This is a genomic window from Pseudonocardia sp. T1-2H, from assembly GCF_038039215.1.
GTDB lineage: Bacteria > Actinomycetota > Actinomycetes > Mycobacteriales > Pseudonocardiaceae > Pseudonocardia.
In genome coordinates this window covers 4,681,122-4,696,354 of record NZ_JBBPCL010000001.1, presented here as the reverse complement: position 1 = coordinate 4,696,354, position 15,233 = coordinate 4,681,122, and the positions used below count along the sequence as shown (strand labels likewise).

The 15,233-nt window shown below is 73.3% G+C and carries 14 protein-coding genes and 2 pseudogenes; 12 read left to right on the top strand and 4 right to left on the bottom strand.

The window, feature by feature from the left end; genetic code table 11:
* Positions 1–21: 21 nt before the first annotated feature.
* Positions 22–1,830 (top strand): hypothetical protein, encoded by a 1,809-nt coding sequence (locus WBK50_RS23145; protein WP_341337614.1) that lies wholly within the window; start codon positions 22–24, stop codon positions 1,828–1,830.
* Between the two features lie 89 nt (positions 1,831–1,919).
* Here WBK50_RS23145 and WBK50_RS23140 read toward each other — a convergent pair whose 3' ends face one another.
* Both WBK50_RS23140 and WBK50_RS23135 read right to left on the bottom strand, forming a co-directional pair.
* Complete coding sequence (locus WBK50_RS23140; protein WP_341339485.1) at positions 1,920–2,561, bottom strand: M13-type metalloendopeptidase; 642 nt, start codon at positions 2,559–2,561, stop codon at positions 1,920–1,922.
* Positions 2,562–2,756: 195 nt separating this feature from the next.
* Positions 2,757–3,916: pseudogene (locus WBK50_RS23135) on the bottom strand (peptidase M13); the annotation flags it as partial.
* A gap of 209 nt (positions 3,917–4,125) precedes the next feature.
* Here WBK50_RS23135 and WBK50_RS23130 point away from each other — a divergent pair.
* The 5 genes from WBK50_RS23130 (at position 4,126) to WBK50_RS23110 (ending at position 9,167) form a co-directional block, all read left to right on the top strand.
* Complete coding sequence (locus tag WBK50_RS23130) at positions 4,126–4,563, top strand: hypothetical protein (protein WP_341337613.1); 438 nt, start codon at positions 4,126–4,128, stop codon at positions 4,561–4,563.
* 327 nt (positions 4,564–4,890) lie between these two features.
* Positions 4,891–5,118: a hypothetical protein gene (locus WBK50_RS23125; RefSeq protein ID WP_341337612.1), complete on the top strand. Its 228-nt coding sequence runs from the start codon at positions 4,891–4,893 to the stop codon at positions 5,116–5,118.
* Positions 5,119–5,310: 192 nt separating this feature from the next.
* Complete coding sequence (locus WBK50_RS23120; RefSeq protein WP_341337611.1) at positions 5,311–5,994, top strand: hypothetical protein; 684 nt, start codon at positions 5,311–5,313, stop codon at positions 5,992–5,994.
* Entirely contained in the window at positions 5,927–8,410 is a 2,484-nt protein-coding gene (locus WBK50_RS23115; RefSeq protein ID WP_341337610.1) for a DUF3427 domain-containing protein, read from the top strand. The genes WBK50_RS23120 and WBK50_RS23115 overlap by 68 nt, the downstream gene beginning before the upstream one ends.
* Before the next feature lie 43 nt (positions 8,411–8,453).
* Entirely contained in the window at positions 8,454–9,167 is a 714-nt protein-coding gene (locus tag WBK50_RS23110; protein ID WP_341337609.1) for an EcsC family protein, read from the top strand.
* Positions 9,168–9,200: 33 nt separating this feature from the next.
* On the opposite strand, the gene WBK50_RS23105 is transcribed toward WBK50_RS23110, so the two are convergent.
* Positions 9,201–9,977 (bottom strand): VOC family protein, encoded by a 777-nt coding sequence (locus WBK50_RS23105; RefSeq protein WP_341337608.1) that lies wholly within the window; start codon positions 9,975–9,977, stop codon positions 9,201–9,203.
* Positions 9,978–10,082: 105 nt separating this feature from the next.
* Entirely contained in the window at positions 10,083–11,117 is a 1,035-nt protein-coding gene (locus tag WBK50_RS23100) for a DNA polymerase IV (RefSeq protein ID WP_341337607.1), read from the bottom strand.
* Between the two features lie 163 nt (positions 11,118–11,280).
* Between WBK50_RS23100 and WBK50_RS23095 the strand changes: the two genes are divergently transcribed.
* The 6 genes and pseudogenes from WBK50_RS23095 (at position 11,281) to WBK50_RS23070 (ending at position 15,225) form a co-directional block, all read left to right on the top strand.
* Positions 11,281–11,799, top strand: a complete 519-nt coding sequence (locus WBK50_RS23095) for a hypothetical protein (RefSeq protein ID WP_341337606.1) — start codon at positions 11,281–11,283, stop codon at positions 11,797–11,799.
* 138 nt (positions 11,800–11,937) lie between these two features.
* Complete coding sequence (locus WBK50_RS23090) at positions 11,938–12,303, top strand: hypothetical protein (RefSeq protein WP_341337605.1); 366 nt, start codon at positions 11,938–11,940, stop codon at positions 12,301–12,303.
* A gap of 44 nt (positions 12,304–12,347) precedes the next feature.
* A complete protein-coding gene (locus WBK50_RS23085; protein ID WP_341337604.1) occupies positions 12,348–12,992 on the top strand; it encodes a GntR family transcriptional regulator in 645 nt (214 codons plus the stop codon).
* A 29-nt stretch (positions 12,993–13,021) separates the two neighbouring features.
* Positions 13,022–13,306: pseudogene (locus WBK50_RS23080) on the top strand (MFS transporter); the annotation flags it as partial.
* 136 nt (positions 13,307–13,442) lie between these two features.
* Entirely contained in the window at positions 13,443–14,180 is a 738-nt protein-coding gene (locus tag WBK50_RS23075) for a hypothetical protein (protein ID WP_341337603.1), read from the top strand.
* Positions 14,181–14,259: 79 nt separating this feature from the next.
* On the top strand, positions 14,260–15,225 hold the full coding sequence (locus WBK50_RS23070; protein WP_341337602.1) for an NADPH:quinone oxidoreductase family protein: 966 nt from the start codon (positions 14,260–14,262) through the stop codon (positions 15,223–15,225).
* The last annotated feature ends 8 nt before the right edge of the window (positions 15,226–15,233 follow it).

Genomic DNA, 15,233 nt, shown 5'->3' with positions numbered 1-15,233 from the left:
GCGACGCCTACTCTCGGGGGTGTGACGCCGACTCCGGAGACCCCGCGCCGGGAGCGGAGCGACCTGGCTCTCCTGCAGGCGTACGAACCGGTCGTCCGCCACACCGAGGGCGAGCTGTTCCTGCCGATCGCCGTCGAGCCCTACGTGGCGCAGTGCAGCCTGTGGTCCACCGGCGACACACCGCTGGTCCCGGCCGGCGAGCTGACCCTCGACGGCCTGTGCGAGGCCGGCCGGCGCTACCGCGAACGGCCGCTCCACCTGCGTTTCGTGCAGGAGCCGATGCGCGCGCGTGAGCTGCGGAGATGGCACGCGGAGGAGCGCCCGCGGCTGCGCGGCACCGCCCGCTTCGCGACGGTCGGCGTCCTCGCCCGGCTGATCGACGCGCTGCTGCGGATCTCGCTGCTCGTGCGCGGCAAGGTGCCCGGCGGGCTGGTCGCCGCGGCCGAGCGGACGACCCGCGAGCACCTCGACGACGGACGGTGCCCCTACTACGGCCGGGTGGTGCGTGAGGGCGGCTACACCGTCCTGCAGTACTGGTACTTCTACGCCTGCAACGACTGGCGCACGACGTTCCACGGCGTCAACGACCACGAGGCGGACTGGGAGATGGTGTCGGTCTACCTCGCGCCCGGGCCCGACGGGTCCGACCGGCCCGCCTGGGTGGCCTTCTCCTCGCACGACTACGCGGGCGACGACCTCCGCCGCCGCTGGGACGACCCGGACCTGCGGCGCGAGGGCGATCATCCCGTGGTCTTCGCGGGCGCGGGCTCGCACTCCGGCGCGTTCATCCCCGGGGACTACGTCGTGTCCGTCCAGTTTCCCGCGCTGCGCCGGGTGACCCACCTTCTGGAACGGGTGCGCCGGCGGCTCGCACCGTGGGCGCCCGAGCCCGCGACCGGTGGGTTCGGCATCCCGTACGTCGACTACGCCCGCGGCGACGGGCAGATCGTCGGACCCGGGCATCCGCGGACGTGGCGGCCCGTGCTCGTCGACGACGACACCGGATGGGTGCGGGACTTCCGGGGCCTGTGGGGCCTGGACACCCGGGACAGCTTCGGCGGGGAGCGCGCCCCGGCGGGGCCGCGCTACGAGCGCAACGGGACCGTCCGGTCGTCCTGGGCGGATCCCCTCGGCTGGGCCGGGCTGCAGAAGGTCCCGCCGACCGAGGGCGAGGAACGGGCGATGCTCGCCGAGCGGGTCGAGGAGCTCACCGAGCGCCTCGCCGAGATCGACCGGGACGTCGAGACCGGACGCGATGCGCTGCGCGGCCTGCACGCACAGGTCCGGTCGCTGAACGCGCGCCAGGACACCCGGGCGCTGGGCCGTGAACGGGCCGGCGAGCTGGAGCGACGGCAGCGGGAGCTCGCGGCGGCCACCGCGGACCGGGCCCGGCTCGCCGAGGAACGCGCGGCGCACCGCGAGTTCCTCGGCAACCCCGGCCCGCCCACCCCGCCCGACGCGCACCTGCGGCACAAGCCGGTGCCCTACGTCGTCGCCCAGGACCGGCGCACCAGGTTGCTGCGGGTGTGGGCCGCGATCAGCGCGCCGTTGCTCATCCTCGCGACCGGCGTGGTGCTCACCCGGCCGGCGCCGGTCCTGCTGCTCGGGTTCGCCGGGTTCCTCGCGCTGTTCGTCGGCGTGGAGGCCGTGCTGCGCCGCCGGGTGCTCGCCTACCTGGCCGGGCTGACGGTGCTGGTCCTCGCGGCGGTGGTGGTCGCGGTGGTCTTCTTCGGGCTCGTCCGGAACGCGCAGTGGGTGCTCGCCGGGGTCCTCACCCTGACCGCCCTCATGCTGCTGGCCGGGAACCTGCGCGAGTTCCGCTCCCGCTGACGCCCAGGCCCTCCCGCTCAGGAACGGGTGCACGGGCCGACGCACACGCCGGAACGTGCGCGTCGGCCCGCGAGCGTGGGCGTCGGCGACTACCAGATGCGGACGCGGGCGCCCGGGTCCGTGAACAGGGCGTCCGTCTCCTCGACGCCGAAGGCCTCGTGGAAGGCGTCGAGGTTCGTGACGACGGCGTTGCAGCGCAGGTCCGGCGGCGAGTGCGGGTCGATCGCGAGCCGGCGGATCGCCTCGGCGTCCCGGGTGACCGCGCGCCACACCTGTGCCCAGCCGAAGAACACCCGCTGCAGCCCGGTGAGACCGTCGATCACCGGCGGCTCCTCGTCGGCGGTCGCGATCGTGTAGGCCTTGAGCGCGATCGTCAGGCCGCCCAGGTCACCGATGTTCTCGCCGACCGTGAGCGCGCCGTTGACCTTGTGGTCCGGCAGGCCGGCCGGCGACAGCGCGTCGTACTGGGCGATCAGGGCCTTCGAGCGGCGGTCGAACTCGGCCCGGTCCTCGGCGTCCCACCAGTCCGTGAGGTTGCCGTCGCCGTCGTAGCGCGAGCCCTGGTCGTCGAAGCCGTGGCCGATCTCGTGCCCGATCACCGCGCCGATCCCCCCGTAGTTGGCGGCGTCGTCCGCCTCCGGGTCGAAGAACGGCGGCTGCAGGATCGCGGCCGGGAAGACGATCTCGTTCATCCGCGGGTGGTAGTAGGCGTTGACCGTCTGCGGGGTCATCAGCCACTCGTCGCGGTCGACCGGCCTGCCGATCTTGGCGAACTCGAAGTCCGTCCGCCAGACACCGGCGCGCAGGACGTTGCCGAGCAGGTCGTCCGCGCGGACGTCGAGGGCGGAGTAGTCCTTCCAGACGTCCGGGTAGCCGATCTTCGGGGTGAACCGGTCCAGCTTGGCGAGCGCCCGGTCCCGGGTCTCCGGGCCCATCCAGTCCAGCGAGGAGATGCTCTGCCGGTAGGCCTCGACGAGGTTCGCGACGAGGGTGACCATGCGCTCCTTCGACGACGCCGGGAAGTGCCGCTCGACGTAGAGCCGCCCGACCGCCTCGCCCACCGCGCCCTCGACGACTCGACCCCGCGCTTCCAGCGGTCCCGCAGCGACGGTGTCCCGGAGAGGGTGCGGCCGTAGAACGCGAAGTCCTCCTCGACGACCGCCGCGTTCAGGTAGTCCGCGGTGGCCGACGCGGTGCGGATCGCCAGCCAGGCCCGCCACTGCTCGATCGGGCGCTCGGCCCAGAGCTTCGCGGCCGCCGCGACGAAGCTCGGCTGCCGGACCACGACCTCGTCGAACGAGCCGGCCGGGGCGCCGAGCGCCGCCAGCCACCGGTCCCAGTCGAACCCCGGCGCGAGCTCGCGCAGTTCGGGAAGCGCCATCAGGGTGTAGGTCTTCTCGGCGTCCCGGTTCGTGACGCGGTCCCAGGACGCGGCGGCGAGCGCGGTCTCCAGGTCCATCACCGTCGCGGCGAGGCCGGCGGGGTCCGGCAGGCCGACGAGCCCGGCGAGCTTCTCCAGATGCTCGACGTACGCCGCGCGGATCCCGGCGGAGGCCTCGTCGCGGTAGTACGACTCGTCCGGCAGGCCGAGCCCGGACTGCGAGAGGTGCACGAGGTAGCGCGTGGAGTCCTTGGCGTCGGTGCTGACGAACGCGCCGAACAGGGAGACGCGACCTTCGCGCTGACGCAGCCCGAGGATCGACGCGAGCGCGGCCCGGTCCGGGGCGGCGGCCACGTCGTCGAGAAGGGGACGCAGGGGGGAGACGCCGAGCGCCTCCACCCGCTCGACGTCCATGAACGAGGCGTAGAGGTCGCCGATCTTCTGCGCGTCGCTGCCGGGGGCGGCCTCGGTCTCGGCGGCGCGCTCGATGATGGCGCGGACGTCGTCCTCCGCGCGGTCGCGCAGGACGCGGAAGGCGCCGTCCTGGGAGCGGTCGTCGGGGATCTCGTGGGTGCGCAGCCAGGCGCCGTTGACGTGGGTGAACAGGTCGTCCTGCGGGCGCACCCCCGGGTCGACCCACTGGAGGTCGAGGCCGGAGGGTCTGGGCTCGGACGTGGCTGTCTCGGCCTGGGGCGAGAGGGTCATGCCACATCCTGCCCCGGAACGGGGCCGCGCGGCCACGAGCCGTGACATCGGTCCCGGCGGGGTGGACGGAGCGCAGGAGGGCCAGCACCTCGTCGAGCCTGCTCTCGACCTCGCCCGCACGGTGCCGAGAGCCGCGCTGAGCGCGGCTGCCGGTTCCCGAATCCCCGTTCGCCCCCGCGCGCGGCCCGTCTCCGCGCATCCTCCCGGCCATGACGACCTACGCCTACGACCGCACCGCCTCGTCGATCATCGCCGTGTGGGAGACCGGCGCGGGCGCGGTGGCGAAGCGGGTCGCGCGCGTCCCGTCCCGCGCCACGGAGCCGCCGGTCCTGCGCCTCGCGAAGGCGATGACCGGCTTGTCCTCGATCCTGTGGCACGCCTACACGGACCCGCACCTCGTCGGGCCGCCCTCCGCCCGGCTCGCACTCCGCGGGCTGCGACATCCCGATCTCCCGCTCGACGGGGTGCTGATGCGGCGGGGGGACCCGCTCGTGGACTCCGCCCACGAGGTCGGGCGCGCGGTGGGCGAAGCGGGAGCGCGGGCCTGGCCCGGTCCGTCGCGCAGGAGGTCGAGGCCGAGTGCGAGGCCGTGGAGCGCGCGGTGCGGGGCGACCTCTCCGGCCGCGGGCGGCAGGCCGTGCTTCTGACCAGGCTCGACGCGTCCCCGTCGCAGATCGCCGTCGCGGACGGGTTCCTCCGGGACGTGCCGATGGGGAGCGAGGAACTGTTCACGCAGGTCGACGGGATGGCGGCCGCCACCGCCGCCATCCCGTGGCTGCACGCGGCCGCGGACGTGACCGCCGCCCTGAGCGGCCTGGACCCCGTCGGCGTCCTGGAGGAGGCCGAACGGACCCAGGGAGGCGACGTGACGACGGCCGTCCACGTGCTCGAGATGGTCGAGGAGATGAGCCCGGTGGCGGTGGCCCGGGAAGCTCGCCGGTCCCGCCGTCCTGGCCGGGCGGGGAATGCTGCTCGTGGACGCCCACTCCCACGACGAGCCGCGGTTCACCCTCGTCGACCCGGTGCGGCCGGCCCGCTCGCTGCTCGAGTCGGTGATCAAGGGGATCCAGGCCTGCTTCGTCGTCTACTCCGAGCACCTGGCCCCGGACCGGTTCCCCGACACGGGCGAGGGCCGCTGGATCGACATCGCGCGGGAGTCGTTCGACGAGGCGGTGCGCGCGGAGCGCGCGGCCACCCGGTGAGGCCGTGGGTGAACAGCCGCGCGGGTTTCCCGCCGGAGCCGCTGCTCGACGCCCCGGTCTCCCGCAGGGCCCCGAGCATCCGGCGGCGGAAGGTGTCCTTCTGCAGTCTCAGATGTGCTCTTATCGCTCGGCCGCGGCCGCCGATCCGGCGCGGTGTCGGCCGCCCCCGTGCCGTGCGGTATCCATTCCGGCGTGACCGAACCTCTCGAATCCGGTGTCTACGAGACCTTGCGGACACCGCGGTTGGAGCGGCAGCTCGAGCAGGTCGCCGAGCTGGTGCCGCGCTTCGCGAAGGTCGAGGACGCCGACCAGGCGCACGTGCTGGCCCGGCACGTCGCGGCCGTGGTGCGGCGGGCGCTGCTCGACCAGCCGGATGCGGACAGCCGGCAGGCGCTGGTCAACGACCTGCTGGCCGGCGTCGCCGCGCACGACGAGCAGCTGGCGGGGGAGATCGAGCATCTCGTGGTGCTCAGCCGGGAGATCGCGCCCGGGGTGCACGAGCTGAAGCGGCCCGTCACCCCGCTGTCCTCGGCGGCGCTGCTCACCAACACCGGGGGCGAACCCTCGCTCTCGGCGGAGCTGCGCTCCGAGCTGATGTCCGCGGACAGCGTGGACCTGCTGTGCGCGTTCATCCGCTGGCACGGGATCCGGGTGCTGGCCGACGAGCTGGATCTCCTGCACGCGCGGGGCGTCCCGTTCCGGGTGATCACCACGACCTACATGGGCGCGACCGAGCAGCGCGCGATCGACGAGCTCGTCCGCCGCTACGGCGCCGAGATGAAGATCAGTTATGCGAGCCGGTCGACCCGTGCACGCGAAGGCCTGGCTGTTCCGCCGCCGGTCCGGCTTCCACACCGCGTTCGTCGGCAGCAGTAACCTGTCCAGGTCCGCGCTGGTCGAGGGGCTGGAGTGGAACGTGCGGCTGTCGTCGGTGGCGACGCCGGACCTGATCCGCAAGTTCGTCAGCACCTTCGACAGCTACTGGGCCGAACCCGGGTTCGTGTCCTACGACCCGGACGACGAGGTCGACGCCGCGCGCCTGCGCAAGGCTCTCGAGAAGAGCGCGATGCCCGGGTCGTTCCCGCCGGCCGGAGGCGTCCCCACGGGCACCGGGGTCGAGGTCCAGCCGTTCCCGCACCAGGCGCAGATCCTCGAAGCGCTCGAAGCCGAACGAACCGTCCACGACCGGCACCGGAACCTCGTCGTGGCGGCGACCGGCACCGGCAAGACCGTCGTCGCCGCGCTGGACTACGCCCGGCTGCGGGAGACGCTGCCGAGCAGCCGGCTGCTCTTCGTCGCGCACCGCAAGGAGATCCTCGAACAGTCCCGCCGCACCTACCGGGCGGTCCTCGCCGACGGCACCTTCGGTGAGACCTATGTCGGCGGCGACCGTCCGGAGCGGTGGACCCACGTCTTCGCCGGCGTCCAGTCCCTCGCCGCGTACGGCGTGGACAGGATCCCGGCCGACCACTTCGACGTGGTGGTCGTCGACGAGTTCCACCACGCCGAGGCCGCGACCTACCGGCGGCTGCTGGACCACCTGAAGCCCCGCGAGCTGCTCGGCCTCACCGCCACCCCCGAGCGCAGCGACGGCGTCGACGTGCGCGCCCAGTTCGACGGCCGGAGTGCCTTCGAGCTGCGGCTGTGGGATGCCCTGAGCGCCGACCTGCTCGTGCCGTTCCACTACTTCGGCATCGCGGACGACGTCGACCTCAGCGGCGTCGAGTGGAAGCGCGGCGCCTACGACATCGCCTCGCTCGACGCGGTCTACACCGGCAACGACGCCCGGGCGGCCAAGATCGTCCGCGAGACCAAGGACAAGGTCACCGACGTCCGGCAGATGCGGGCTCTCGGCTTCTGCGTCTCCGTGGCGCACGCGCACTACATGGCCGAGGTCTTCACGCGCGCCGGCATCCCCAGCCTCGCCGTGTCCGGGCAGACGCCCCGCGAGCAGCGCGAGGCCGCGTTGCGCCGGCTCGAGAAGCGCGAGGTCAACTGCCTCTTCGCCGTCGACCTGTTCAACGAGGGCCTTGACCTCCCGCAGGTCGACACCGTGCTCCTGCTCCGCCCGACCCAGAGCTCGACGGTCTTCCTCCAGCAGCTCGGCCGCGGCCTGCGCCGGGCCGAGGGCAAGGCGGTCCTGACCGCGCTCGACTTCATCGGCCAGCACCGCCGGGAGTTCCGCTTCGACCTCCGGTACCGCGCCCTGACCGGCAGCACCCGCAAGGGCCTCCTCGACGACGTCGCCCAGGGCTTCCCGTTCCTCCCGTCCGGATCCGCGCTGGTCCTGGACCGCGTCGCCCGGCGGATCGTGCTGGACAACGTCCGCCAGCAGCTCAACCTGACCCGCAAGGAGCTGATCCACGACGTCCGGTCCCACGGCGACCTCTCGCTGGCCGGCTACCTGGGCGAGTCCGGACGGGAGCTGTCCGAGGTCTACCGCAGGCTCGGGTCCTGGACGGGCCTGCGCCGCGACGCCGGCCTGCCCGCTGCGGCGTCCGGGCCGTCCGAGACCGCGCTGCTCAAGCGGGTCGGGACGCTCGCCCACGTCGACGATCCCGAGCGGGCCGCGGTCTACGCGGCACTGGCCGACCCGCACGGGTCCGCCTACCCGGAGCTGACCGAGCGCGAGCAGTGGATCGCCCGGATGCTCTTCTTCCAGCTCTGGCCCGATCGCGGGGGCTTCGCGTCCTACGACGACGGGTTCGCCCACCTCAGGCTCCACCCCGCGGTCTGCGCGGAGATCCGGGAGCTGACGGCGTACTCGCTGGATCAGGCCCGGCACGTGCCCAAGCCGCTGGGCGAGGGGCTGCAGCACGTGCCGCTGCGCAGCCACGCCCACTACCGGCGCGAGGAGATCCTGGCGGGGCTGGGCTGGGCGTCGATGACGCGCAAGGCCTACGGCCACGCGCAGGGCGTGGCGTGGGCACCGGAGGTGCGGACGGACGCGCTCCTGGTGAACCTCCGCAAGACGGAACGGGACTTCTCACCGAGCACGATGTACCGGGACTTCGCCCTCGGCCCGGATCTCTTCCACTGGGAATCGCAGAACGCCACCTCCCTGGCCTCCGAGACGGGCCGTCGGTACCTGAACCACCGCGCGATGGGTACGCACGTGGCGCTGTTCGTGCGGGAGGCGCCCACGGACGATCTCGGCCCGGCGCCGTTCCTCTGCCTGGGGCTCTGCGACTACGTGGAGCACGAGGGGGAGAGGCCGATCGCCATCACCTGGAAGCTCCGCCGGGAGATGCCGGGCGAGACGTTCCGGGTCGCGAGCGTCGTCGCTTCCTGACCGCCTCCGTGCCGCACGACCGGACCGCTGGCACGATCACCCCATGGCGGTGGAGAACGAGACGCTCGTCGCGCTCGGCGAGAACCTGATCAGCCAGGTCGTGAAGCTCGGGATCAACGGCGCGGGGTTGTTCAAGGGCGCGGTCGAGGTCGCCGAGGAACACCTCGCCACCTCGCCGGACGATCCCGAGCGTGCGATCCGGCGGCTGATCGCGACCCACACCCGGCTCGCCGCGGCGTCCGGGTTCGTGACGGGCCTCGGTGGCGTCGCGACCCTGCCCGTCGCCATCCCCGCCGCCCTCGCCGGGCTCTACATCCTCTCCGGCCGGATGGCCGCCGGCATCGCGCACCTGCGCGGGTACGACGTGGACTCCGAGGAGGTCCGCAGTGCCGTCCTCGTGTCGCTGCTCGGCAGCAGCGGCACCGAGGTGCTGAAGAAGGCCGGCATCGAGATCGGCCGGCAGTCGACGACGGCGGCGTTCGCGCGCATCCCCGGACGGGCCCTGATCGAGATCAACAAACGGGTCGGCTTCCGGCTCGTCACCAAGGCCGGGCAGCGAGGCGTGATCAACCTGGGCAAGCTCGTCCCCCTGGTCGGCGGCCCCGTCGGCGCGGCGGTCGACGGCATCGGCTGCCGCACGATCGCCGCCTACGCGGTGCGCCTCTTCCCGCCGTTGCCCGCGCGGGCGGGGTTCGTGGTCGACGCTCCGGACGCGATCGACGCCGAGGTGCTCCGCGTCGACGTCGACCCGCGGTGACGCCCGGACCGGGCGACCGCCGCGACCGCCCGCTCAGCCGCCCTCGGATGGCTGGTGCAGCGCGAACGGCGCCCCGAACGGGTCCACGACGACGCTCATCCGACCGAAGGGCGTGTCCTCCGGGGCCATCATCACCTGCCCGCCGCGCTCCTGCGCCGCCGCGACGGCCGCGTCGACACTCTCGACCCCGAAGTAGACGATCCAGTGCCCGGGCGTTCCCTCGGGCGCGCCCATCATCCCGCCCATCCCGCCGAGCGGATCCCCGCCCCGGTGGAACGTGCCGTACTCCTCGAGCGGCAGGCCGGGCACCGGCTCGTAGGTGTAGCCGAAGAGCGCGGTGTAGAACTCGCGGGCCCGGACGACGTCCTGCACCCGGGCGTCCTCCCAGACCAGCGACCCCGGCTCGTTGTAGATCTCGACACCGTTCTGGCCCTGCGCCTGCCACAGGCCGAAGGCACAGCCCGTCGGGTCCAGGACGACCGCCATCCGGCCGTTGCCGGGGATGTCCATCGGACGGGCGAGGACGGTGCCCCCGTTGTCCGCGGCGAGCTTCGTGGCGGCATCCGCGTCCTCGGTCGCCAGGTAGAGCGTCCAGACGCTCGGTTGGCCCTCCTGCATGACGGGGCCGATCCCCGCCGCGGCCCGGCCGTTGCGCTGGCAGACCTGGAAGTGTCCGAACTCCTCGCCGCTGTCGACGAACGACCAGCCGACGACGGCGCCGTAGAACTCCGTGGCCGTGGCCAGATCGGGGACGGCCAGGTCCACCCAGCAGGGCGTTCCGGTGGGCCAGGGCGTGTCGTGGAAGGGCATCGCGGCCTCCGCAGTGGACGACTCGGGTGATGGTGCGACGAGAGTGGCACCGACCCCCGACAGAAATCTGCGGCCGATCGGTGGCCGGTCTGATCACCCCGCCCTTCAGGGCTCCACGAACTCCGCCCGCACCCCCAGCAGCCGCACCGGCTTCGCCGGGTCGAACCACCCCAGCACCTCCGCGGCCGCCGCCTCCAGGACGGCCGCGTCCCGGGTCGCCTCCGGCAGCGTGATGCTGCGGGTCCTGGTCAGGAACGGGGCGTAGCGCACCTTCACCCCCACCCGGGCCACGTCCCGGCCCTCCTCGACGACGTCGTCCGCCACGCGCAGGGCCAGGGCGGAGATCTCCTCCCGGACCCGCGACCAGTCGTCGAGGTTCTTCCGGAAGGTCGTCTCGCGACTGCGGGAGCGGGGGACGTACGGCGTGCCCTCGACCTCGGTCCGGCCCATGCCGCGGCCGAGCGAGACGTAGTAGGGCCCCATCCGCGGCCCGAGGGTCCGCCCGACGGCCGTGGGGGAGGCCTCGGCGAGCTGGCTGACGGTGTGCAACCCCAGGTCGGCGAGCTTGCGGGCCGTCTTGGCGCCGATCCCGGACAGCGCCTCGGTGGGGGAGCCGCCGAGCGTCGAGAACCAGTTGTGCGCGGTCAGCCGGTGGATCCCGCCCGGCTTGGCGAATCCCGTGGCCATCTTGGCGCGCAGGGTGTTGTCGCCGATCCCGACCGCGCAGGACAGCCGGGTCCGCTCCTTCACCTCGGCCCGGACCGCGAACGCCAGCTCCTCCGGCGAGGCGTACCCCGCGCCGTCCCAGCCCAGGAACGCCTCGTCCCAGCCGATCACCTCGACGACCACCGGGAACTCCCGCAGCACGGCCATCACCTCGGCGGACGCGGCCTCGTAGGTCGGGTTGTCCGCGGGCAGCAGGACCGCGTCCGGGCACCTGCGCACGGCCAGCCGCAGCGGCATACCCGATCGCACGCCGTACTCCCGCGCCTCGTAGCTCGCCGTCGCCACGACCGCCCGGTCCGTCGGGTCCGCGGAGCCGCCGACGATCACCGGGCGGCCGGCGAGCTCCGGGTGCCGGAGCTGCTCGACCGCCGCGAGGAACTGGTCGAGATCGACGTGGAGCACCCAGCGGGACACGCGGACAGTCTCCCTGCTCACGCACGGCCATGTGGGGCCTCGGAAACGTGACTCTGCGTGTTCTTGGAGTCGACAATGACACGATCGTGGGACCCCCACGCCCAGCCGTAACAGGAGAGGATCGTCCGGACGATCCACAGGCAACGGACTCGTGGAGGCGACAGTGGACGAGAGCTACGCAGGACCGGCGGACGACGTCTCGCCCGGCCCGATCGGACCCGAGGGTGTCGTGGACTCCAACGGCGTCGTGCGCCGCGTGGACGCGGGGGTCCGGGACGTCGCCCGGGCGAAGGTGCTGCTCAAGTACGCCCGTCTGCTGCCGGCCGGCCGGCCGGTCTTCTGCAAGCCGAGCCGCGCCGAGCTGGAGGGCGCCGCCCCGCGCCGGCAGGGCCGCGGAGCCGACGGCAAGGTCATCTACTCGGACCGGGAGGCCGCCGAGGCCGCCGCCCGCGAGCTCGAGGAGCTCGGTGCCCGTCCGCAGCGCGCCTACGTCTGCAAGCGTTCACGGCACGGCCACTTCCACCTGACGACGGACCTCGTCGCCGAGCGTCACCGCGCGTACCTCGAATCGCGTATCCCGCGCCAGCAGAACCCCGCGACGCGCACCCTGCCGACCGCGATCCCGCAGCAGCGCGGCGTCCGCCCGGCGATCCCCGAGCAGCGGGACCGCCGCTCCGCCTGATCCACTGCCGCGACGACTCCGTCCCGCCCCCGCACGCCTCTCGCGGGCGGGGGCGTCGTCGTCTCCGACGGGTCCTTTTCCGGCTTCCCGCTGTCGGGCGTCCGGCCGATCGGTTACGGTCGCTGTGTCCGTCGTCACGTGACGGCCATCACGGCCGCACGGACCCTCGTCAAGCTCCGAGGAGAACCCCCGCCCGTGAACCCCCACCGGTTGCAGGACCGCATCGACTCCCTCGCCTCGTCCCTCGACGCCTCCCAGCAGGCCCGGCTCGACGCCCACCGGCACACCGCCGAGGAGTGCCGCGCCCGCATCGGAGAGCTGCGCACCGAGCTCCGACGAGTGCTGAGCGGCCTCGACGGCCCGCGCACGGCCTTGGAGGTCATGTGCGAGCTGGACGCCCTCGAACGGGTCCAGCAGCGCATCGACAGCCGGCTCTCCGACCTCTGCGACGAGCTCTCCGGCGGCGCACCCGTCGTCCGGTACGGAGACGCCGCACCCCTCTGACGCCCTTAGATACAAGCTTGCATCTCAGGTTGTAGCCTGACCGTGTGACCGATGCGGAGGAAAAGGCACCCCCGGCTGCGGACCGGGCGTACGCGCTGACCAAGGAGCTCGTGCTCACCGGGGCGCTGCCCGGCGGGCACCTCTTCAGCGAGGGCGAGATCGCGGACCGGCTCGGCGTGAGCCGGACCCCGGTGCGCGAGGCGTTCCTGCGGCTGCAGGCCGAGGACCTGCTGCGACTGATCCCGAAGCGGGGCGCGGTCGTGGTGCCGGTGCCGCCCGGCGAGGCCGAGGACGTGCTCGACGCCCGGGAGGCCGTCGAGATCGGCGCCGTCCGTCGGCTGCTGCGCCGTCCGGAACTCGTCCCGGCCGCCGTCGAGGCGCTGCGAGAGGCGCTGCGCGTGCAGCAGGAGCGGGCGGACGCGGCGGACCTGCACGGTTTCGCCGAGGCCGACGAGGCCTTCCACCGCACGCTCGTCGAAGCCGGGCGCAACGCGCTGACCACGCGCTTCTACGCCACTCTCGCGGACCGGCAGCGGCGGATGAGCGTCCACGCGCTCGGCCCGATCCCCGGTCAGATCCCCGTGGTGCTGCGCGAGCACGCGGAGCTGATCGGGATCGTCGAGCAGGGCGACGAGGCCGCGTTCGCCTTCGCCCTGCGCGCCCACCTGGACGGGACCCACCGGCGGTGAGCGGCAGGTGGAAGGGCGTCGCCGCGGCGATGTTCTGCTGCGGCTGGGGCGGCAACCAGTTCACCCCGCTGCTGGTGATGTACCGGGAGGCGGGCTGGTCCGTCCTCACCGTCGACGCGCTGCTCGGTGCCTACGTCCTCGGGCTCGTCCCGGGTCTGCTGCTGGCGGGTGGCCTCTCCGACCGCCACGGCCGCAAGCCCGTCATGCTCGTCGGCACGGTGTTGTCGCTGGTCGCCAGCCTGCTGCTGGCGCTCGGCGCGCTCGGCGCGGGGTGGATCGCGGTGGGCCGCTTCGTGACCGGCGTCGGGGTGGCGGTCGCGATGGCCGTCGGCTCGACCTGGGTGAAGGAGCTTCTCCGAGAACGACGCGGACGCCGGCCCGGGCGCCGGTGCCCGCCGGGCGGCGCTGTGGCTGACGCTCGGGTTCGCGCTCGGTGCGGGCGTCGCCGGGGTGCTGGCTCAGTGGGGCCCACGGGTGTGGGCCGGCGGGCCGATGGCGTTCCCCTACCTCGTCCACGTCGTGCTGACGGCCGTCGCGCTCCCCTTCCTGACGCGGGCTCCGGAGACCCGCGCCTCCGCCGCCGGCGGCGGTCGCCTCACCGGCGTCCGGCACCCGCGGTTCCGTCGGGTGATCATGCCCATGGCGCCGTGGATCTTCGGTGCCTCGGGGGTCGCCTACGCGATCCTGCCGCAGCTGGTGGGGGACCGGCTCGGGACGTGGGGGCTGGCCTACTCGACGTTGGTGACGGTCTGCACGCTCGGGGCCGGCGCGCTGGTCCAGCCGCTGGCCAAACGGCTGGACCGGACGACGAGCGCCCGCGCCGTCGTCGTCTCCATGGTCGTGATGTCCGCGGGGCTCGCGGTGAGCGCGGTGGCCGCGGAGGTCCGCTCGCCCTGGCTCGCGCTCGGCGCCGCGACCGTGCTCGGCGCCGCCTACGGGATCGCCGTCGTCTCGGGGTTGCTGGAGCTGCAGCGCCTCGCGCGCCCGGACGAGCTCGCCGGGCTGACGGGCGCCTACTACGCGCTCGCGTACGTCGGCTTCCTCGTCCCTTCCTTGCTCGCGGTGCTCAGCGGGGTCGCGAGCTACCCGGTCCTGCTCGGCTGTCTGGCGCTCGTCGCGCTCGCCGGGACAGCCGTGATCGTCCGGCACTCGCGCGCGCACCTGCCGGCGGAGACCGTTTCGGTGTAGACGTCACGTCCACGCGTGTGCGGTTCCGTGATTCGATGCGGGTGCATGACGTGGTCGACGACGACGAGGGAGTCCCGCAGTGCGCGCAGTCCAGGTGGTCCGGCTCGAGGGTCCGGGTGCGGTGGAGGTCGGCGAGGTCGCGGACCCGGTCCGCGGTGACGGACAGGTGCTCGTCGAGGTGAAGGCGGCCGGGGTGAACTTCCCGGACCTGCTGCTCACCAAGGGCCTGTACCAGTACAAGCCGGAGCCGCCGTTCGTCCTCGGCGGCGAGGGCGCGGGCGTGGTGCGCGAGGCCCCGGACGGCTCGGAGTTCACGGCCGGAGACCGGGTGGCATTCAGCAGCGCGATCGGCGCGTTCGCCGGGCTCGTCGCCGTGGACCAGGGGAACGTGTTCCCGCTGCCGGACAACGTTTCCTTCGAGGCGGGCGCGTGCCTGCCGATGAACTACCTGACGATGACGTTCGCGCTGACCACCCGCGGCCAGCTGCAGAAGGACGAGACCGTCCTGGTGCAGGGCGCCGCGGGCGGGATCGGCACGGCGACCATCGAGCTCGCCGCGGCCCTGGGCGCCCGGGTCATCTCCGTCGTCTCGACGCCCGAGAAGGCCGAGTTCGTGAAGTCGGTCGGCTCGCACGAGGCCGTCCTCGCGGACGGGTTCAAGGACGCCGTCAAGGAGCTGACAGGCGGCAAGGGCGTCGACATGGTCGTGGACCCGGTCGGCGGGGACCGCTTCACCGACTCGTTGCGCTCCCTCGCCCCGCTCGGGCGGCTGCTCGTGGTCGGCTTCACCGCCGGGGACATCCCGACGGTCAAGGTCAACCGCCTGCTGCTCAACAACATCGACGTCCGGGGCGTCGGCTGGGGCGCCTACGCGATGCCTCGCCCGGGCTACACCCGCGCCCAGTGGGACCGGCTGATCCCGTTCCTCGAGGCGGGCTCGGTGAACCCGCCGGTGAGCGGAACCTTCCCGCTGGAGCGGGCGGGTGAGGCCGTCGCGCAGCTGGACACCCGGACGGTGCTGGGCAAGGTCGTCGTCACGCCCTGACCCGGGCT

Coding starts and splice junctions, on each gene's coding strand:
- WBK50_RS23140 (WP_341339485.1), bottom strand. CDS start 2,561: ATGACCCCGCAGACGGTCAACGCCTACTACCACCCGCGGATGAACGAG.
- WBK50_RS23130 (WP_341337613.1), top strand. CDS start 4,126: ATGACGACCTACGCCTACGACCGCACCGCCTCGTCGATCATCGCCGTG.
- WBK50_RS23110 (WP_341337609.1), top strand. CDS start 8,454: ATGGCGGTGGAGAACGAGACGCTCGTCGCGCTCGGCGAGAACCTGATC.
- WBK50_RS23105 (WP_341337608.1), bottom strand. CDS start 9,977: ATGCCCTTCCACGACACGCCCTGGCCCACCGGAACGCCCTGCTGGGTG.